This is a genomic window from Bacillus sp. XT-4 (genome assembly GCF_050864245.1).
In the GTDB taxonomy this organism is placed as follows: Bacteria; Bacillota; Bacilli; order Bacillales; family Bacillaceae; genus Bacillus; species Bacillus altitudinis.
On record NZ_JBPAFI010000005.1, the window covers coordinates 43,140 to 63,703 of the forward strand.

The 20,564-nt window shown below is 39.1% G+C and carries 17 protein-coding genes; 4 read left to right on the top strand and 13 right to left on the bottom strand.

Translation table 11 applies throughout. The features are described 5' to 3' along the window. Positions 1-7: 7 nt before the first annotated feature. The 6 genes from ACRRMM_RS14235 to ACRRMM_RS14260 all read right to left on the bottom strand — a co-directional run bounded on the left by ACRRMM_RS14235 (position 8) and on the right by ACRRMM_RS14260 (position 5,709). Entirely contained in the window at positions 8-934 is a 927-nt protein-coding gene (locus tag ACRRMM_RS14235; protein ID WP_169476138.1) for an ABC transporter substrate-binding protein, read from the bottom strand. Positions 935-1,045: 111 nt separating this feature from the next. After that, entirely contained in the window at positions 1,046-2,650 is a 1,605-nt protein-coding gene (locus tag ACRRMM_RS14240; RefSeq protein ID WP_048002100.1) for a helix-turn-helix domain-containing protein, read from the bottom strand. 75 nt (positions 2,651-2,725) lie between these two features. Continuing rightward, positions 2,726-3,766: an NAD(P)/FAD-dependent oxidoreductase gene (locus ACRRMM_RS14245; protein WP_007496663.1), complete on the bottom strand. Its 1,041-nt coding sequence runs from the start codon at positions 3,764-3,766 to the stop codon at positions 2,726-2,728. A gap of 153 nt (positions 3,767-3,919) precedes the next feature. Beyond that, the gene (locus tag ACRRMM_RS14250) at positions 3,920-4,549 is read right to left on the bottom strand and encodes a rhamnogalacturonan acetylesterase (protein WP_017358823.1); all 630 of its coding nucleotides are present in this window, start codon (positions 4,547-4,549) and stop codon (positions 3,920-3,922) included. Between the two features lie 150 nt (positions 4,550-4,699). Further along, complete coding sequence (locus ACRRMM_RS14255; protein ID WP_025206957.1) at positions 4,700-5,164, bottom strand: DUF6884 domain-containing protein; 465 nt, start codon at positions 5,162-5,164, stop codon at positions 4,700-4,702. After that, entirely contained in the window at positions 5,161-5,709 is a 549-nt protein-coding gene (locus ACRRMM_RS14260; protein ID WP_007496656.1) for a VanZ family protein, read from the bottom strand. Before ACRRMM_RS14260 ends, ACRRMM_RS14255 begins: the two co-directional genes overlap by 4 nt. 164 nt (positions 5,710-5,873) lie before the next feature. Here ACRRMM_RS14260 and ACRRMM_RS14265 point away from each other — a divergent pair, with 164 nt between their 5' ends. The 3 genes from ACRRMM_RS14265 to ACRRMM_RS14275 all read left to right on the top strand — a co-directional run bounded on the left by ACRRMM_RS14265 (position 5,874) and on the right by ACRRMM_RS14275 (position 7,192). Then, the gene (locus ACRRMM_RS14265) at positions 5,874-6,452 is read left to right on the top strand and encodes a TetR family transcriptional regulator (protein ID WP_008341700.1); all 579 of its coding nucleotides are present in this window, start codon (positions 5,874-5,876) and stop codon (positions 6,450-6,452) included. An 80-nt stretch (positions 6,453-6,532) separates the two neighbouring features. Then, positions 6,533-6,877 carry a DMT family transporter gene (locus ACRRMM_RS14270; RefSeq protein ID WP_003217798.1) on the top strand — a complete coding sequence of 115 codons (345 nt, stop codon included), beginning with the start codon at positions 6,533-6,535 and terminating at the stop codon, positions 6,875-6,877. Next, positions 6,878-7,192, top strand: coding sequence for a DMT family transporter (locus ACRRMM_RS14275; protein ID WP_017366853.1), 315 nt, complete (start codon positions 6,878-6,880; stop codon positions 7,190-7,192). Between the two features lie 40 nt (positions 7,193-7,232). Here ACRRMM_RS14275 and ACRRMM_RS14280 read toward each other — a convergent pair whose 3' ends face one another. The 4 genes from ACRRMM_RS14280 to ACRRMM_RS14295 form a co-directional block, all read right to left on the bottom strand. Then, positions 7,233-8,045 (bottom strand): hypothetical protein, encoded by an 813-nt coding sequence (locus ACRRMM_RS14280; protein WP_025206956.1) that lies wholly within the window; start codon positions 8,043-8,045, stop codon positions 7,233-7,235. A 383-nt stretch (positions 8,046-8,428) separates the two neighbouring features. Then, on the bottom strand, positions 8,429-8,755 hold the full coding sequence (locus tag ACRRMM_RS14285; RefSeq protein ID WP_048002098.1) for a hypothetical protein: 327 nt from the start codon (positions 8,753-8,755) through the stop codon (positions 8,429-8,431). Beyond that, positions 8,748-9,350: a class D sortase gene (locus ACRRMM_RS14290; protein WP_008341713.1), complete on the bottom strand. Its 603-nt coding sequence runs from the start codon at positions 9,348-9,350 to the stop codon at positions 8,748-8,750. The genes ACRRMM_RS14285 and ACRRMM_RS14290 overlap by 8 nt, the downstream gene beginning before the upstream one ends. Positions 9,351-9,371: 21 nt before the next feature. After that, the gene (locus ACRRMM_RS14295) at positions 9,372-15,515 is read right to left on the bottom strand and encodes a SpaA isopeptide-forming pilin-related protein (RefSeq protein ID WP_432450827.1); all 6,144 of its coding nucleotides are present in this window, start codon (positions 15,513-15,515) and stop codon (positions 9,372-9,374) included. A gap of 717 nt (positions 15,516-16,232) precedes the next feature. Here ACRRMM_RS14295 and ACRRMM_RS14300 point away from each other — a divergent pair. Next, positions 16,233-17,741 (top strand): helix-turn-helix domain-containing protein, encoded by a 1,509-nt coding sequence (locus tag ACRRMM_RS14300; RefSeq protein WP_017366848.1) that lies wholly within the window; start codon positions 16,233-16,235, stop codon positions 17,739-17,741. Positions 17,742-17,796: 55 nt separating this feature from the next. On the opposite strand, the gene ACRRMM_RS14305 is transcribed toward ACRRMM_RS14300, so the two are convergent. The 3 genes from ACRRMM_RS14305 to ACRRMM_RS14315 form a co-directional block, all read right to left on the bottom strand. Then, positions 17,797-18,078 (bottom strand): hypothetical protein, encoded by a 282-nt coding sequence (locus tag ACRRMM_RS14305; RefSeq protein WP_017366847.1) that lies wholly within the window; start codon positions 18,076-18,078, stop codon positions 17,797-17,799. A 371-nt stretch (positions 18,079-18,449) separates the two neighbouring features. Then, on the bottom strand, positions 18,450-19,724 hold the full coding sequence (locus tag ACRRMM_RS14310) for a hypothetical protein (protein WP_017366846.1): 1,275 nt from the start codon (positions 19,722-19,724) through the stop codon (positions 18,450-18,452). Positions 19,725-19,755: 31 nt separating this feature from the next. Then, positions 19,756-20,325 (bottom strand): hypothetical protein, encoded by a 570-nt coding sequence (locus ACRRMM_RS14315; RefSeq protein WP_017366845.1) that lies wholly within the window; start codon positions 20,323-20,325, stop codon positions 19,756-19,758. Positions 20,326-20,564: the final 239 nt, after the last annotated feature.

The window sequence follows — 20,564 nt, forward strand, 5'->3', positions numbered from 1 at the left end:
AGACCTCCTACCGATCAGACATTTCTGTCAATATGTCAGCAAACTCTTCCGCTTGATTGGCTACTGCAATCGGATCGTAAGGCCAGAAGAACTCTGTATCCATTTGATAGGTCTGCTCTTTTTTGACAGATTCTAGACTCTTCCAAATAGAATTGTTTTTATCAAATGTTCCGCCGTTGCTTTCATCAATGAAAATGTAGTCTCCTGCATATTCAGGAAGGGTTTCATAAGAAATGACTTCATACCCTGTTTTACTTTTTAAAATTGTATCTCTGACCTGTTTTGGCGGGTTTACCTGTAATTGCTGATATAATGCCTGCCCGCCTCGATAAATTCCGTTACCATATACATAGACATCATTTTTAAAAGCGCCCATGATCGAGACCGTTTCATTCTCTTTTAAAGCAGACTTCACTTTTTTCCTAGCAGCCTCAATTCGTTGATCGAAGGCGGTGAGGAATGCTTTTCCTTCCTCTTCTTTATTTAAAATTTTTGCCAGCGTCGTTAATTCTTCATGTGCATCTTTGAAAGAACCGTAAGGATACACGATGGTAGGGGCTATTTTTTTGTACACATCATAGACTTTTTCATCCTGTACGGCTGTGATAATCAGATCAGGCTTTAAGCTAAGTGCTTTTTCAGCTGAACGCTCGTCACTGATGTCCTCTATTCCTTTTATCTTGCCCTTTAAGTGTACGTTCTTTAAATCCTGCGTTGTCGATCCAACAGGCTGAACGTCAAGTGCAATCACACTCCCTAAATATCCATCTACGAGAATTCGTTTAGGTTCAGCTGGAATCTCTATCTTTCCTTTCACTGTTTCAACCGTTTTCGTTTCTTGCTTTGATTCTGCTGTTTTGGCCTGTTCTTTATTGCCACAAGCCGTCAATATCATTAGAAGAATGACAGCACATATCCAATACGTCTTTTTCATCTCCATATTCCTCCTTCATTTTCGCCACTACAAATGAGAATAGTTATCAATTACTAGTCTCATGTATTCTATCAACCTCATCTGTCGTGGTCTATGGAGGATTCTCGCAACTTACATATGGACAATTGTTGGATAGGCTGACTGTGTCAATTGAGAGACAAACCGGTCCATCAAAAGAAGTGCACGCTCTCCTTCATCAAATCGAAACTCCTCCAGTTTTACTGGATAAAAGGTACCATTTTTCACAGCCGATAATTGACGAAGAACATCACTTTCTTCCATTCGCTTGTCCATTTGCTTATACCACCCATATTGGTCAGAGACAATAAAAAACATATGATCCGCCTCGTATTCTCCAAGTCTCTCTAAAGGAATGACTGTATGTTGATTAGGAAGAAGAACTTCTTCTAAAATGGCTTTTGGAGGTTTTAAGCCAAGCGTTTCGTAAAGATAGAAGGCGCCTCTTGCCTCATAGGACCACATATACACTTTGTCATGTCCTCTCATTTCATAGATTGCAACGGTCTCGCCTTTTTCTCTAAAGGAAGACAGGGTGTTTCTTGCCTGTTGACTATGCTGTTCAAATCGTTTCACCCAATCGTTTGCCTCATCTTCTCTTCCTAAAAGGCGTCCTATAGACAGTACATCTTGTACAGCATGATGACCGGCGTATGGCAGAACAAGAACAGGTGCGATTTGCTCCAATCGCTTGATCAATGCAGGTTTTGAATAATAATAGTTAGGGACGATGATGACATCTAATTGAAGTGATTTAAAGACGTCATCAGGCGTATGTTCATTTATGATAAGCGAACTGGCCAGATGTTCTTTGAGTATATCTGAATGGAGATCGGTTTCTTCGTCAATACAAACAGGCTCAATGCCTATTGCAACCAATAACCCGACAAATTGAAAAGCAGCAATCCGCTCTGGTCTTCGGTTCATTCGAAACTGACTGGGCGTTCTTCCTGTTTTTTGACGGAACTTCCTGCTGAAATATAAACTGTCTGCATACCCGACTTGCCGTGCTATGATTTGAATTTGATCGTCTGTTTGCAGAAGACGTTTTTTGGCTTCGTCTATTCGAATTTGTGCAATGTATTCTGTCACACTCATCCCCATACTTTGTTTGAAAAAGGTAGAAAAGTAACTCTCATGAAACCCCATCTTATGAGCTAAGTCTTTTCTTGTTAGTTTTTGATCATAATGCTCAGCCATATACTGCAAGATCATGTTAATCGAATAATGCACTTTTTCGTTGTATGGCTTGGATTGTTTGCGGAAAATGAACATGATTTCTTCCAGCCATTTCGCCTGTTCTTGTATGATTTGGCTCGTCTGTATTTGTTTGATGTAAGAAAAAAGGACGGCAGAGCCTTTCACAACTTCCCCGTTATCAGGGAGATGATCGTGATTCACCTTATAGACCAATTCATTTTGTGCATCATGTGCCAGAGTGAATTGGTCAAATGTGACCGTATAGATCACTACTTGCTCGCTGGATAAAGATTCAACCATGACATCTATTCCTGAGCGGATCAACACACTGTCTTTTGCATTTAGCTCATATCGAATTCCTTCCATGTCAACTCTCACCGCACCGTCCGTAGTCAAGAACATCAGTGAAGATGTTTGCCATGAGTCCGTTTGTTTCACAGAAAGAGATCGTTTACTGCTTTCTTTCATGCGAAGAATTGTATGAGTATAGGCGGTCATTTTCTCTTTCTCCTTCCATATAAAAAAGTGCTAAAATAAACCATTTTAGCACTTCAATGTCTGACTGAATGGTGATTATCGCGCTCCAGCCGTTTGTAATTCTTTGTTTTTCTCTTTAAAGCGTTCATTATGTGAAGACACGTACGCTACTTTTTCTGCTTCTGGTTCGATGTATAGCTTTGCGCTATTGAGTGCATTGACTCCATCAACAAACGTACCGGCAATTAAACGCACTTTACTTTTATGTGTGCATAAGTCGCCAACTGCATAGACGCCAGGTAAATTGGTTTCCATCTTTTCATTGACCTCGATGAGTCCCCACTCACCTTGCTTGAGTCCCCATTCTGATAGAACGCTTAAATCACCTTTCATGCCATGGTTGACGATGACAGCATCGGTTTCGATTCGTTCGATGTCGCCTGTTTCTAAGTGCTGAATGGTGACGGCTTCAATTTTGTCACCTTGACCATGAAGCTCTGTGAGTTCATGCGGTGTGAGAATGCGAGCACTAGATGCTTTCATGTTGGCGACGTTTTTTTCATGTCCACCAAACATATCACGACGATGCACAACGGTCACACTTTCAGCAATTGGAACGAGGGCATTGGCCCAATCAACAGCTGAATCTCCGCCTCCAGAGATGACCACCCGCTTTCCTGCAAACGTCTTTAGCTCCTGCACAGTGTAATAAAGGTTTGTTACTTCATAACGGTCTGCATGCTCGATTTCAAGTTTTCGCTGAACTGGAATTCCGTGACCCATCGCTAAGATGAGGGTCTTTGTCAAATGACGGTCGCCATTTTCAGCCGTCAGCAGGATATGACCATTCTCATCCCGCTCGAATTGCGTGATTTTTTGATTCAACGCAATCTCTGGTTCAAATGTTTTCGCCTGCGTTTCTAGCTGCTGGATCAGCTGTTCACCTCTTGTTGGTGGCAAACCACCCACATCCCATATGACTTTTTCAGGATATAAGAGGATTTTTCCGCCAAGGCTTTCGTTATACTCCAGTACCTTCGTCTTTAAATCCCGCATCCCACTATAAAAGGCGGTGTACATTCCTGCTGGACCGCCGCCAATAATGGTAACGTCAAACAATTCAAGTTGTTCTGTCATTTGAGTCCCTCCAGTTTTTCATCGATTGATCTATTTATAAGTGATATTGATTCTCATTATCATATGTACCTATTGTAGTCTACTCTGGTGAAGGGAATCAATAGCTTTCTGCAAAAAAAGAACAGGACGAGCGCTTTCTCGTCCTGTCAGCCATCACACAATCGTTAATCCAAGGTCCTTTAATTCCAGCGAAACAAGTCTTGCAATCGCATCTGCCCCTTCTTTTGTAAAGTGCGTGCGATCCTCTATACCTGTTGACAGCATAAAGTAAGAAGTCGTTTTCTCTATGCCGGAAATTTGATAAAACTGGAGACTAACTGTATTTAAATCAACGAGAAGAACTTCTTCTTCATCGGCTAGTTCTTTCATCGCGGCACAGTAGTCAGGGAAATCATTGATATATTCTCCGTCTTTTTCATGAAAGCGGCCGACTGGCGTTAATAAAAGCGGTGTAGCTCCTTTCGCTCTTGCTCCGTGAATATATTGAGACAAATAGCTTTTATACGTTGTGAAAGGATCTGTATGCCGTTCCGGCTTCTCCGTTGAAGCATCATTGTGCCCCATTTGTGTAAACAGCCAGTCCCCAGGCTGAATGTCAGCTAATATTTTATCAAGCCGTCCTTCTTCAATGAATGTTTTTGAGCTTCTTCCACCGATTGCGCGGTTGTCGACGCTCACACCCTGCGCTGTGTAGCGATGTAAAAACTCTCCCCACCCTCCTTGAACAGGACGATCTGGGTAAGATGAAACGGTTGAATCACCAGCTAAATAGATGGTTGTCATGTTCATACGCCTCCTTTTTCATCTAGCCACTCTAATAAGCGATGCGGACATCCAAGTGGCTGCTGAAAAGATATGAAACAATCAGCATCGCTACTTCATTCATTCTCTTTTTAATGATCAAAAACCTGCTTACCTGTAGATGTGAATACGTTAAATATGCGGCGGAAGTTCTACTTTTGTCTCAACGGCTTGCTTTAACGCCTGAAGCATATAGCCAATTCCTTTATATGGAGCCAGCGGATAAATCGCTGTCTGATGAGGAAGTAATAACGGATCGATCACCTTTCGATATTTCTTTCCACCTAGTATCACTAATTCATCATATGCAGTGAGATGTTTTTCATGAAATTGCTGACTTAGTGCTTCTCTTGTTATCTGATCAGTATGCGGTGTACCAAAAGCCACATCATAATTTTCATGAATAATATCATCTGCCTTTAAGAATCCATGCTTCGCTGAAATAATTAGGTAGTCTGAAAAGAACGTTCGGGCATAGCTTTTCGTACGCTGATGCAGCGGACTTAAATAAACGAGGTTCGCCGGCTGGCTCCCTGCCTCTGGATGGACGTCCCATATTTTCTTGGCGCCACATGGAATGATACAAACTCGCTTCACTTGATTTTCTCCTTCCTTCGTTGATACATCCGATACAACATACAACCTAGCGCTGTGCCAAGTGTATTTAAGAGAATATCATCTATATCGCTGCTTCTTGTAATCATACCAGATTGTGAGAATATCCATTGAAGGATTTCGATGATCGCTGACAAGATCAACCCAGCCAGCACCGCCTTTTGAAAGCGACATGTCCGAAAGGCTTGATATAGAAAAAAACCGAGCGGCACAAATAAGAGAATGTTCCCTGCCAAATTTAACAAGACAAGGTTTGGATAGCCATGCTGAAAGGCGTGTAGGTTTTGTTGAATGGAGTGGAAGGGAATCAGATTGACGCTCACTTGATCTTTTGGTGCTGAAAAGCGATTCGGAAAGACCGTTAAATAAAAGAGAACATTCGTATATACAAATAGAAAAGCAAGGACCATTTCTGTTCGTAAATAGATAAAACGTTGCTGTTTTTTTGCCAGCCTATATCTCATAGTTAGATAGAACGGGACGAGCAGAAGAAAATAAGCCATTGAAAACATAGCACTGGATGTCATACAAATAGCTGCCCCTTTCTTACACCATGCTTGACCATATTACAGGTTATTCAGGCTTTCCTGTATCTATTCATCACTTATTCTCACAATTCATGCGATATTGACAAATCGTCATTTTCTCGGTATACTGACTGACATTCAGTCATTTTAAGGTCGGTGATCCTGTGTCAAAACGAGAAAAAATTATGCTTGCTGCGATTGATGCCTTTAAAGAGAAGGGAATTGAAAAGACGACTATATCGGATATTGTGAAAACAGCAGGAGTAGCGCAAGGAACTTTTTATTTATATTTTCCTTCAAAGCTGTCTGTCATGCCTGCCATCGCTGAACATCTGATCGCACAGATGGTGCCTGCGATCGAAAAGGAATTAACTCAGCATGCAGATGTCCTCGATCAAGCAGATGCGCTTGTTGAATTTATTTTCTCTTTTACAAGACAATACCGTGATGTTCTTGCCCTGACGTATTCAGGTTTAGCTGCCACCGAGCATTTAAAGGAATGGGAAGATATTTATGAACCGATTTACAAATGGGTCGCTTCTTTTTTAGAAAAGGCAAAACAAGACAAAAGAGTACGTGCGAACTTGAACTGTCAATATGCTGCGAAATTCATTATCGGTTTACTTGAATCGTCTGCTGAGCAAATGTACTTATTCACAGAAACAGATACAGAAGAGGTTCTGATTCAAAAGCGAGAGGTGAAGCAATTTCTCCTTTACGCACTTGGCATAGAGACACCTTAACTTAGTACAGCACTTGCTGTACGCTCTTTTTTGGTTTCAAAATGACGAATCGTCAGTTTTCAGTTTTAGGAGGAAATACGATGAAAAAAAGCTGGATGTATGTTGCACTCACATGTTTATTTGAATTACTTTGGGTGTTTGGTTTAAATAGAGCTGATGCTGTGTGGGAGTGGGCGATCATTATCTGCCTGATCCCGGTTGATTTTTATTTTTTAATGAAAGCCTGCGAGAAGCTGCCGACAGGGACTGTGTACGCCGTGTTTGCAGGAGTTGGAACGATTGGTACATCTTTGATGGATTATGCGCTGTTCGGCGGTTCGTTTTCATTAGAAAAGCTTTTATTTATGGGCATTTTAATTCTCGGAATTATTGGACTGAAGGTGTCTGATGGAGATGCACATGAGCAGAAAGGAGAAGCGGTATAAATGGGCTGGTTTTTTGTACTGTTGGCCTCTGCCTGTGAAATTGGCGGAACCATTGGTCTCAATATGTTTAGTAAGAAAAAGCAACTCACGACAGGCATGTTATTTGTCGGCGGATTTGCCTTATCCTTTTTGTTTTTGTACGCCTCGTTCTCTTCCGTTCAAGTCTCCGTTGCCTATACGGTTTGGATTGGACTTGGAACAGCGGGTTCTGTCTTGTTTAATATGATTCTATTTAAAGAGCCGAAAAACATGATTCGTATCCTCAGCTTGCTGCTGATTGTGATTGGCGTCGTTGGGCTGAAGTTATTTGCGTAATAGAAAAAGCAATGGAATAGATTATCCATTGCTTTTTAAGTTAATTTTTATACTTTTCTTGGTACGCTTTAAATTGTTTTTCGTATTTTTTCAACTTTTCCCCATCGACTTTTGAATTTATTTTCGGTTTCCGCTTTCCAATTACCATTACATCTTTATCTACAATAGGACTTGATAAAAAGATGTATGGCGCAAAACGATCACACTTCGTATTTGGAAGGGTGACGGATAATCTAGCGTATTCTTCTGTCGGGAATTGGTTTGAAATGTCAAGTTCCTTGAGTCCCTCTAATGCCGATATTGGCTCTAAAGACTCGTCCTTCACTTTTATATTTGATAAGCACAGATATTTTAAATTCTTGAGGTATCTTAAAGGTTGTAGAGTATTTAAGTTTAATGTATTCCAAATCCCGCCTGACAATTGCAACCATTCTAAACCAGTGTTTTTTTGCAAAGGAGCTATGTCATTCAACTTTGAAAAATCTGTTAAGGATAAAGATTTTAAAAAAGTGTTTTTTGATAGATCCCATAAACTTTGTGCCTTTGTATTCCATTCAAGTGCCAATACCTCAACATCTTGAAGAGAACTGATGATTGATAAATCTTCTACTCTCAGTTCACGCATATAGAGCATTTTAGGGTTAACTAAGCTCAAGATCGTATTGAATTCCTTTTGGCCCACTTTGTAAATCCACAATTTCGTCAGGTTAGAGAAAGAGTTCAACCTTTCAATATTTTTTGTTTTTCCTGTGATTACTAACTCAGTGGCATTTTCATCTACGTCGGCTAAATCATGAACAGCTTCTGGTCGTGCATCATGACGAAAAATATATTCAGGGTCTTCTTTTAACATTCTTTTACCTCCACACCTACTAATGATGGATATCTAAATGAATTTTATCAGATTTTTTCCGAAGAAACAGGGAAAGGGATAAAATCGAGATGGTCTTCTTTAGTCCGTTTAACCACAATCCGCCGATGATTAAGTCTATTTTCAATCCATTTTATAAAATCTTTATCATCTAAAATATGGAGCAACAACATATCAACGACTTCGCTTTCACTATACTCCATATATTCTGCACAGGTCTTGACGATAGCTCGTACTCTTTCATATAAACAAATAAAAGAACTCCAATTCATATACGAATTAGAGTCCTCATTATATAACTAATACAATTTTCCCACCTTAAAACCGAACCCGTTCATTAAAGATCTTGCTTTTTTATTTCTCGTTTAATGTGGATCATGCTGCTCAAGCAAGAGATCCATTGCGTAAATCGATTCGCCTTTTTCATCCAATAAAAAGTATACAATCAAAGGCTCTCCAAAGGACCCTGTCTGCTGCGTGAACAAAACACATGTGAATTTTTCAATACCTGCCGGAATCTTTCTTCTTAATAAAGGATGAAGAATAGGCGAAGTCCGAATTGTATCTATATCCACATCCCAACGTTCGTTTTTTAAAGTGGGATAATGCTCTGATAACAATTGGTGTAACATGTCGGTCGTGAACGCTGCTTTTCCATCAAACTCATCATCTATTATGTTGGTGTTATACATCCGACGGTTGCTTATCCTTTGAAGCATTAATTCGTATTCCTTTTAAGACAAATCGTTTCTGGCCATCAAGAGTACAAGTGATCAATGTCAGTTCATTTTTCCCACGATCCTTTAGTACATCAACATCCGTCGGTTCTATCGTAGCTGAGCTGACAATTTTGTATTCGTATGTTTCTGCTTGATGATGTAAGACGACTTTTTCCCCTTTAGGCACCTCTGGCAGCTGTCGGAAAAGCCGGTCGCCTCTATACCCTCTATGGCCTGCAATCGTGAAATTTCCTTCACCTGGCATTTGATGAGATTTGATTTGAGTCAGTGCAATACTTAAATTTTCTTTTGATGTAACAGGTAGCACTTTTTCATTTAAATCAATTGACGGGATCTCAAGCTCCATCGTATCTCGCAGGTCTTCTTCTGACACAGTTAAATGTGGAATAGAAGAAAGGGCATCACTGTCATTTTCTTCAATCATTTTCAATGCCTCTTCCATGGCTGCTGCCTCTTGAGACGTTCGCCACTCATATAGAAAAGGAACGGAGATGAGCATTAGTCCTGCGACCACCAAAAAGCTGCCTAATAAGGTTCTTTTTTTCATCAATACACTCGTTCCTTCCTTTTACTGAATGGTCCTTCTTCTGACTACAAGAAGAACAGTTCCAGACACTACTAGTAAAATCCCTGCATACATCAAATAACGTAGCCATTCTTCTCCCGTCTTTGGCAATTCACCGTTTGAATCATGAGGTGGATGTTGATCCCCTTGATCTGAGGCTGGAGGATTCGTGTGGTCCTCTTCATTCTTCATTGGAGCATTTTTTACAATCAATGTCTTGATCTCCACTTCGCCCATTTGAATTGTAAAAGCGATTGGTTTTTTTAACGCTACATAACCATTTGGAGCTTTCGTCTCTGTGAGTGTATATTCACCAGGTTTAAGCCCTTTGACAATGGCTTCTCCGTCTTTTCCTGTTGTCACAGATTTGATGATTTTCCCGGCTTTTGTACGAATGTCAAAGGCTGCACCTTTTAAGGTTCTATCAGTCTGCTGGTCTACCTTTATGATACGCAGACTTCCTAAAATCAAGTGATTCTTCGCTGTTAATTGAAGAGGCTTCTGCTGATTTTTCTCAATCGTAAACCGGATCGGCTGATCATCTAATTCGTAGCCGTGAGGCGCTTTCGTTTCAACGAATTGATATTCTCCCGGTTTTAGATCGTTGATGTGAAGCTTTCCTTTTTGATCCGTTACAAGTGATTTCTTCAGCGTTTTCCCGTCTTTACTCTGAAGAGCAAACTCTGCGTTTTCCAGCGTGTGTCCTTCAGCATCCACTTTGGTCAGTTCCACTGCTCCCGGCGTCAGTTTGTTGATCATTTCTACTTTTGTGGGTTTGTCTTGACCTAAACGAATCGTAAATGAGACAGGTGTCTGATCCAATTCATAGCCGGCAATGCTTGCTGTTTCGACAAATTGGTAGGTTCCTGGCTTCAGTTGATCGACTGTCAGTTGACCGTTTTTGTCTGTCTTCAAGTCTTTCTTCACACGCTGATCATGCGCATCAATCAGGTCAAAGGTCACGCCAGCGAGCAACTGACCATCCTCCCCTTTTTTCTGAAGCTTCACAGCACTTGTCGTGCGAATATTTTCTTTTGTCACTTTCACCAGTTGATTTGGGTTGAAATCAATCTGAAAGTCTACTGGTTCTGCATCTAGTTTATGTCCAAAAGGAGCCTTCGTTTCAACCAATTGGTAAGCGCCTGGTTTCAAATCGTTGACAGTGATGATGCCTTTTTCGTTGGTTGTTAAACCTGACAGCAATTCTTTACCATTGTCATTGAAAAGGGTAAATTCTGCGCCTTTCAATCTTTCTTTTTCTTCCCCTATTTTAGTTAGTTCTACAGAACCTTTCTTGAGCTGATTGATTGCCTCCACTTGAATCAAGTCTTTTTGACCTAATTCAACTTCAAAGACAAGTGGTTTCGCACTCAATTCATAGCCTTCAAGACTCTTTCTTTCAACAAATTGATAGGTTCCAGGTTTAAGACCTGTGAAGGTAATCTTTCCATCCTGATTGGTTGTAATTCCTTCTCCTCCTGCCACAATCTTTCCTTTGGCATCAGATAGATCAAAGACAACCCCTTCTAATGATTTCCCATCTTCACCTTTTTTGTGTAACAGCACTCCGCCAGTTGTGCGGCTATTTTCTTTTGTCACACTGACCAGCTTCTCAGGGTTAAATGGAATAGCAAAAGTGACAGGTGTTTCGTCAAGCTCATGACCGAATGGCGCCTTCGTTTCAACAAACTGATAGGTTCCAGGTTTCAGATCGTTGACGATGATCTTCCCGTTCTCATCTGTGACAAGACCTGTTTTTATCTCTTTTCCATTTGCATCTACTAGCTTGAATTCTGCTCCTTCAAGCGCTTCATTCTTTTCACCGAGCTTCGTGAGCTGGACAGCTCCAGTTTTGAGATCATTGATCACTTTGATCTCTGCCGGTTTTTTTTGTGCGATTTCGATGGTAAACGGATAAGGTTTATTTTTCTTTTGGTAACCATCAATACTCTCTGTCTCCACAAGCTGATATTTGCCCGGTTTGAGGTCATCGACCAACAGCTTCCCATCTTCATCTGTTGTCAAATCTTTACGCACGACTTTGTCATTTTGATCCAAGACTTCAAATCGAACACCTTGAAGCTTCTTGCCATCTTCCCCTTCTTTCATCACTTCTAATGCACTTGTTTCATAGAGGTTCTTTTGTGAAATGATGACTGGTTCTTTTGGATCGAGTGGTACTTCAAATGTGATGGGTGTTTCATCTAATACATAACCGTCTGGTGCGTTTGTTTCGATGAGCTGATACGTACCCGGTCTTAGTTCATTGATCGTGATCTTGCCATCTTTTCCTGTGACAAGCGCACCATTTAGCTCATGCCCATCTTGATCTAAGAGCTTGAACTGTGCACCTTCTAGTCTCTCTCCGCCTTCACCTATTTTGCTCAATTCTGCAGAGCCTTTGATGATGTCATTTACTGCGGTGACAACCGTTGTTTCTGTTTGATTTTCTTTAATGGTGAACGGCCATTTTTGCTGATTTAATTGATAGCCTTTCGGTGCGTTTGTTTCAACAAAATAATAGGAACCTGGCTCAAGATGTTTGAATAGGATTTCTCCTTTTTCATCCGTTTTCAAATGGGTTTGGACGGTATCTCCAGATTCATTTTTCAGTTCAAATTCTGTATTTTCTAATGCCGCACCCGTTTCTTTATCTTTTTTCGTAAGTTTCACATGCTGGCGGATTTCTTGGTTTTGCACCGTCATGCTATTTCCTGTTTTCGTTTGATCTCCTGATTCGTAAGGCTGATCAATCGTGACATTGATCGGTTCCTTCGTTTTCAAATAACCATCAGGTGCTTTCTCTTCTGTCACGATATAGTCACCATACAGAAGACGATCAAATCGAAGAGCTCCTTCTTCATCTGTTGTCTTTGTTCCAATGACGATACCGCTCGCAGCATCTGTCAGAGAAAAGCTTGCTCCTTTTAGCGCTTTTCCACTACTCGCATCTACCTTATGAATGGTTAAAGTGCCAATCGCTCCTGTGCCATCTCCCATGCCAGCGGTACGTTTGACCACAATTGAGGCTTCGGATTCCTTTTTGATTTCTTTTACATTTTCACCTCTAAACGTTACTTCGTTTTGAAGTGTACTTCCCACCTTATCTAAAATGAGAGATTGGTATTCTAAAATATAGGGTCTCGTGATTTCTTCTTTAAATTTGATTTGAAAAGAATCTGGATCGAATTCAAGGTCTAGTTCATAATCCTTCCCTTTTTCCAGCTCATCCTTTTTAGTCACTTGCCCCTTTTCATCTATTGTTGTCGAATAGAGATGAAATGAGTTTTCTATTATGGCTTGGTTACTGCTCGGATGGTCTATAATCGTCGCATCTTGGACTGTTGATTGACCAAAGTTGATATTCAGTTTCCAATCAATGACTTTCCCTTGTTGATTTCCTGATTTGCTCGTGTATTTCCCTCCATTTGGAATAGACACCACAGCATTCACGTCTGATTCTTTCGTCTTTCCATCATAAAGGGTCGCTTTATTTTCGTAGGTTTTCTGTACTAAATCCATTCCTTCAACACTTGTTTGATACGTGATTTTGTATGGGGAATCAATGGCATGTTTGAAAATGACTTCGAAGCCTGATTCTCCCTTTTCATTTTCAAGGAATTTGATGTCATAATGTTCTTTCGCTAATACTTCTTTTTCTTCCGCACCATTTTCTCCGCCTTGTAAATCAAGCGAGTAGACGATAATTGAATCTTTAAGCAAACGCTGATTTCCTTGAATGAAATCCTCGATTTTCGCCTCTTCTAGATGCTTCAAATTATAGTTCACACCGATATTCCATGTGATCTCTTTTTGCTTTGCATCATATGTTCCATTCTTGAACCCATTGGACTGCGTGTATGTGTCAGGCGTAAAGACAGATTGGTTTTCCTTCGTCAAATCCTTGCCATCTTCATTTACCCATTCAAGTTTTACATGGTTACGCAGGTTCTTTTGATCTTTATCTGCTCTTTTTTCATAATCAAAAGACGTTGTATATGTGATGGTATGTTCTGTCTTGATTTCTTGCGTAAATTGAATATCAAATCCATTTGCATGTTCAACGATTTGATAATCTGTGCCTTCTTCAAGCACTGTATTACCTGTCGTCACCTTTAAACTATCTTTTTGCAGCGTCAATCCTTCGTTTGTAAACGAATCTTTTAATATTACGTTGTTCATGGTTTGTTGATCTTTGTTGAAGATGATACGCCATGGAATGGTCTTGTTCTTGTAATCCGGTGTTCCATGATTTTTCGTTAGGATTTGCTGGTCAATTCTTTGCTTCCCTTGTTCGCTCTCTTTGCCAGCTGTTACAGTATTGATAATGTCTTCAGCTTCGAAAATTCGCTCGGTTGCTTTTGTTTGATATGTGATCAGGTAAGCCGATTGGATATCTTGATTGAATTGCAAGGTAAACCCGTTTTGTTCATCCTTTTTTTGAGGTTGAACCACATAATCTTCAAACGCTTTTGTTCCTGATTCTTTGCCATTCTCATCAATTGTGACTTCTTTGACTTGAATTGAATCAGATATTAGCGCCTGTGTACCGTTAAAGAAGTCTTCTATCAAAGCATCCTTTTGAGCCAGCTTTTTTTCGTTATAGTTATACCGAATTTCCCAAGTAATCGTTTGAGTGACTGGATCGTAGTGGGCGGCTTTTTTATTTAAAGGACTGCCTCTTGTCACATTCACGGTTCCTTCTGCTGAACTAATCTCTTTATCAGCAGAGACAAGGGACGCTTTATTACGAAACACAGACTGATCTTGATTCGTAATGTCCGTTTCATACATTAAACGGTAAGCGAGATGCACGTCATCTTTAAATTCGATCGTGAAATCTTGACCATCTGCTGTTTGGCCGATGGTGTAGTGATTTTCGTCAAGCAGCTGTCCAAGCGATGTTTCACCATTTAGCTTTGTATCTACACGATAAAGCTTGATTGAATCTTTTTTTAACGCTTGACCTTCTTGAATCGGATCTAACAGTTTCGCTTGTTTCACATCATCTAAGTCCATATTAAAATCGACTGTCCATTGAATGGTTTCAGCATTGTAAGATCGATTGGGTTCTCCCTTTTTAGAGACATTCGGACCATTTGGAATGTATTGAATCGGAATCGATATCGTATCTTTGCCTTCAATCGGGGTAATCACCACTTCTTTTTCTTCAGTGATCACTGTTTGTTTATCTAATTGTGTCCAAACTTGAAGTGTTCCTTGGATATTTGAATATTGTTTAATAAAATCTGTGAATTCGATAGAGGCATTTCCGCTTTCATCTACAGAAAAATAACCGATGATCGATTGATTAAATTTCATCTCGAGACGATCGATTTTTTCGTAAATGACTAATTCCTCTGGAACCTTGAAATGGAATTCATCCCCGCCATTATAGTTATGACCATTCGGGATGGCCCACTTATAGTTAATGGAAATCAGTGAGTTGACGTCAGGCTTATCAACTGAATTACCTTCCTGATCTTCAAAAATTAATTTCGCGTCAGTAAGGAGATTTTCTTGTATCTGCATTTGTTTTGAAACACTTTGCAGCCCTACACGCTTAGACACGTTCACTTTGTTTTTTAGTAACTCATCTTCATCGCTTTGTGTCTTTTGAACAGTTTCTTGATTGTTAGCAGCTTTGTCTTTCTCCGATGAGGTTGAATCATCTTTTGAAAGATTTTCTTTATGCTCATTTTGCTTTGTTTTCTCTTTTTTCTCAGCTATACTGGTGACGTCAATATCTATAGATCCTTCTAAATTCGGATCAAGCTCAATATCCTTATTGAATGTGACCGTCACTTCATTTTGTTTTGAAACGGTATACTCACCAACAGGGATGTCATCGACAGTAATGAGTTCTTTCTGCTCTTTCTCTACCTGAATGACTGAAGGAAGAGAGAGAATATACGGATATTGCTTTTTGAGATCAATTCCTTTGATAGACCAATGCACAATGGCCTTTCTAACTTGCTGATCTTCTATGTTTGATAACTTGTTGCCTTCGCTATCAGCAAACTCAATATTCCCATAGATATTCTCTTGAATGTCTTTAGCTTGTGCCCCTGCTAAAGGCAAGATTCCTAATATACTAGACTGTATGACTAACACGGTCATCAGTGCCACCGATAATATTCTTTTCAATACATCCACCCTTTTCTACAATTATTTTTCAACAACAATTAAAAAATCATTTGTATACTGTCTGATCAATCACTCCGCTTCTGATCAAATTTTTCTAAAAATTGCATCTTAAGACCCTATGAATAAAATGAGTTGATCAACCATGAGTTTGAAAGGTCATCATGAGTAGTAGATATAGTAGCTGGATAGGGGTCTATAGCAATGGGGAATAGTGAGAGGGAACATGAAAAGAATAAATGTGAATTTTTCTATTTATACTGGAATGAACAACAAATGATTAGTACATGCATATATAAGCATGTATTCACATATAGAACGTTCATATAAAACAAGCATGACTCATATGGTATGTATGGTGAGATAGTTCAGCATCATATAGATCGCATTCCTTCTACTCCCTTCCATATGGTAATCAAAAAGCCGATGCTTTTTATTCTTACATTTACCGTTTGAGCAGCAAAAAAATAAACAAAATATCTAAAATGATCCATTTTTATAGGATTCTTGGCATATTTATCACCTTTCAATAGAAAAATATGGAGAATCAGGGCATAACATTTGTTTTCGTCTAATTTTTTTCTCTTTTATCATGAAAAGTGAAGACAAAACGATTTAGCCTAAACATTACAATCATTTCATGCCTATTTTGAGAATCAAATGTTCTTTAAGTGAACTTCATAATATAGAGGCAAGCTAAAGGAAGGAGTTAGTTGTTTGATGGAGCTCATTGATAATAAATCAAAGAGATGGATAAACATTTTAAAATTGCTTGTATCCAAAAATAAGTGGTGGAGCCTTCAAGAGATATCGAATGAACGTATCGGCTCGGTTCGTGCGATTCAAAGCGATTTAGAACAAATGAAATCGTTCCAAACAGAGAATGGAGAACCGTTAATCCACATAAAGCCAAGACAAGGCATATCCATTTGTAATACGCAGACGATACGCGTGGATTACTATATCAAAGAAATTCTAAAGGATACGATTGAAATTCGATTGATTGACGGCATTTTTTTTGAAGAAAACAGATCTTTCTATGAATGGATGGAAACGCTGAATATCAGTAGATCCACATTGTATAACACGATTCATAAAATCAACTCGATCCTTACATCCTATGACATCGAGTTACGCCCAGATAGTATGCAGTTTCATGGAAATGAGAAGGAGATTCGTCAATTCTTTGTTGAATTTTTATTTGAAGTGTATGGAAGCCGCCTTTGGCCATTTGATGATATTCAAAAACAAGACGCAGTGAATTTATTACAAGAACTATTTCAGGTGCTCGAAGTCAATGTACCAGATGTCGCGATAGATAAATACTGCCTGTGGCTCGGCGTTTCCATTCACCGAATGCGAAAAGGTTTTACAATCAGCCGTAAATATACATACTCAATGAATGAAGAAAAACAAACCTCTACAGCTAAAGGAATCTATGATCAAATTAGAAGATGGGAAGAGCACATCTGCCGAATGGCCAAAGACGTATTTGATGTGACGCTGGATCATCATGAATTTGTCTTTTTGCTATTGATCGAACCAGCTATTGGACACTTTAAATCAATTGAGTCTGTCGAAGAAAAATTGACGTTCTTTCAGTCGCATACACCACGCCTCTATGATGCCATTCATTCATTTATCACCCAGTTGGAGTCGATTTTTCATCAAGAAATAGCGAATCGTAAGGTGATGACACTCGTTCTTCTCCAATATTATGTGTATTCCAATGAAATTACCGTGAGAGATGGATTCCTTTTCAAAAAGAAATCGAGCTATTTATCAGAGGTGAAAAAACAGTTTCCCTACTTCTATTCGAGGATTAGTCATATCATCCAAGAGTTAAAAACAGACGATATCCTCGCTTCTTTTGTGAAAAATGAACGGGAATTGATTCGTATCATTACATCTTCCTGGAGAGGGCTTGTTCATTTGGAGATGGAACGGAGAAACGTGCTGAACATTTTTGTTACTTCAACATTAGGTTATTATCATAGTTTGTTTATTGCTGATTTAATTAAATTAAGTGTGCCTCCTCTCATTCACATTTTCACAAGTCCAGAAAATACGTTAAATGATGTCACGATGGATCAACTTGGGATTGATATGATTGTGACCGATACTGAGCTTCCTCTTCAGTTCGGGCGATCTACGCTGCTGATCAGCTCTTTTCCAACAAAAAAAGAATTGGACAACTTGCACCGCAGATTGGTTGATATGACAAACTGATGTTCATCATAAAAAAAGCTGCTGAGACAAGCTCAAGCAGCTTTTTGGTTCTGTATTAATGAAGCACGATTTGTTCATTCATCAAATCAATGGCGTAAAGCGATTGCCCATATTCATCTAATAGAAGGTATACTTTGAGCGGGGCAGTGGTTTGATCTGTTTGCTGCGTGAATAGGACACAAGTGAATTTTTCAATCCCATCTGGCAGCTTGCTTTTCAGAAAAGGATGAAGAATAGGAGAGATTCGAAGGGTATCAACATCTTTCAGCCAAAGCTCATCTTGTAACGCAGGATAATGGTCAACCAAAAACTGACGAAACACTTCCAATGTACTCAAGGTAGATATCCTCACTTTCTTCTAACTTGGCTTCAAACTCACCTAAAAACAAACGGAACCAACTCATCATATGATCTCGGTACACGTATTTTCGCATACGGCTTGAGACATGATCACTCACTTTTTAGACTTGATACTGTAGATCAACTGTACTGTCACGAATGTTCAATATGTATAACGTTTCCTATGTCTTCTCATTGACTCCACCACGAATCCAAACAATGGACCTATGATCATATTCTTACCTGTTTTCTTTCGTGATGAAATGACAACTTCCTGCTACAATATTCCATTTTACTTCAAAAAATAGGTGGATGAGACAAAAAAAAGAACAGCACCTGACTGTTCTTTCAATAGCGTAAAGTGCCAATTCAAATATCCTGTAAAGGAATGACTTCCCCGCTCACTGCATCCACTCCATCATGACAATCTAGTTTTCCACATAAGACATACTGCTTTTCTGTAAAATCATATACATAGATGGGGGTCAGCTCTAACCGATCTTTTAATTTTTTGAAGGCTTCTTGTTTTGTCATGGTGATTTTACCAGGAGGTTGGAGTTCATCCAACATGCCACACTCCTTAAACATTTCTTTTCTATCTATGTAATTAACGGCTTCAAATGTAAGGGCATCAATGAATATCAAGATTTTATCTGTAAGCAAGCTTCTCTCTTGTCTATTTGCTTTTACTGTTGCATGAATGTAATGATCACGATGAAGAGAAATGCAAACCCATTTTCCGGTGTCGTTAGGATATTCCTGACTCAACAAGTTTTGAACTGCTTTCAAACACTTATCTTTTTCTTCCTCTGTTATGGGCATTGTATCTGGTGAGGGTTCAATTGAAAAGGCTTGATCATCTGAGATGTCTTCTTGAATATTTAATTCCTTTCTTACAAAAGGTTCCGTTATTGGTTCATCCCATTTGATGATTTGGTTGATATTGAGACATTGGTGTTCCTGTATCGTACCTTCAAACGGGAGGATTCCGGTTCCATCATTCTTTACATACACTTCTTCTAACGCATAAATTGGACGAATTTTATTCTGATCAAAGGAAGGCCATTCGATTCGTTGCACTTGCTGAAGGGCTAAGCTTTCAATCTTCTCAATGAGCAGCGTATATTTTTCAGCCCTGTGCTTTTTTATAGAAACAAATGGGCCGTGAAGAACAAAGTAAATGAGTTGTCCATGTTCATCCCATTTCACATCAATCATGCCCGAAGGGGTCACTGGTACACCAGCAATTTTTTCTTCAAAAATAAGCTCCCCTTTCTCCTCTTTATGCAAGTGAAAGTGCTCTCCATATATCAACCCTGTTTCTTGTTCAATCCATTTGATGGCGTCATTCTGGGCGCTATCAAAGCACACACCCTCCTTTGCATATGTCTTACCCATGACAAAAACAGCACTCTCAACCTTTCCTGTATTCAAATTCACTTCTATCACGGCTGTGCCATCCGGGTTTAAATCTTCGTCCACAGGTTCCGTTTCATGTGGAGGAAACCATTCCATACACAATTTATAAATTGTTTCATTAAACATATCCACATTTCGGTAATACTCGTAGTTTTTTAAACGATAATCATCTAACCCGAACTTCTTTTTTGTATCATCTATTAGATGCTGTAGAGTTTCATTCATTTGTTTCACCTCAATCTGTTAAGTGATTATCTTATGGAAGGACGAAAATAATGATAAAGCCGAATAGGATGATAGCTGATAAAAGGCCTAAAACCAAACCCATCATATTTGATTCCTTTGTATACCCTTTTAATTCGTGTTCCTCAGTAGATCGATCAATTTTTCTAAAGCGAAAAAGCATGCTTACATTCATAATAACTAGAAACATAGCCACTAAGAAAAATAGAAATGCAGGTTGTATTTCAAAGAATGGGTTCGTTACATCTCGGAAGCTAAATGACTGAAAAAACATTAGACCACTCAACACTACTCTCGAAATATTTTCTGTTCTCTGTTCTTTCTCCCACTCTTTTCCTAACTTCTCTTTTTCATAAATAGCTACCTGCTCAAAAATGGGAATGAAAGATTTTGTTGATTTCCTTTTAAAAAATCCTAAAATACTTTGAAAGAGCATGACAATTCCTAGACAAAAAAACAAATGAGTTAATTGAATATGTAAGATTTGAAAAAAGATTGAAAACGTCACGATCATGATGCCAGCTATTAAATTACATGTGATCAATTGTTTTGTTCTCATCTTTTTCAGTGCTACTTGTTCCATACAATACTCCTCTCCGTCTCTATTGGTTCTAATAAAAGCTCTATCTGTACTACGTTTTTATCGAAAAAATGTTTCAATATTTTTCCTTTCTATTGTGAATTTGGTTTTTCACACGAAAAAAGTAAAGAGTAATCCCCTTTACTTTTTCGCTTGCCTCTATGGGTTTAGTCCTATTCTCAAACCGCTGAATTGACTGCTTACTCATTTTCATGGACTGTCTAATCAGTTGATATTAGTGT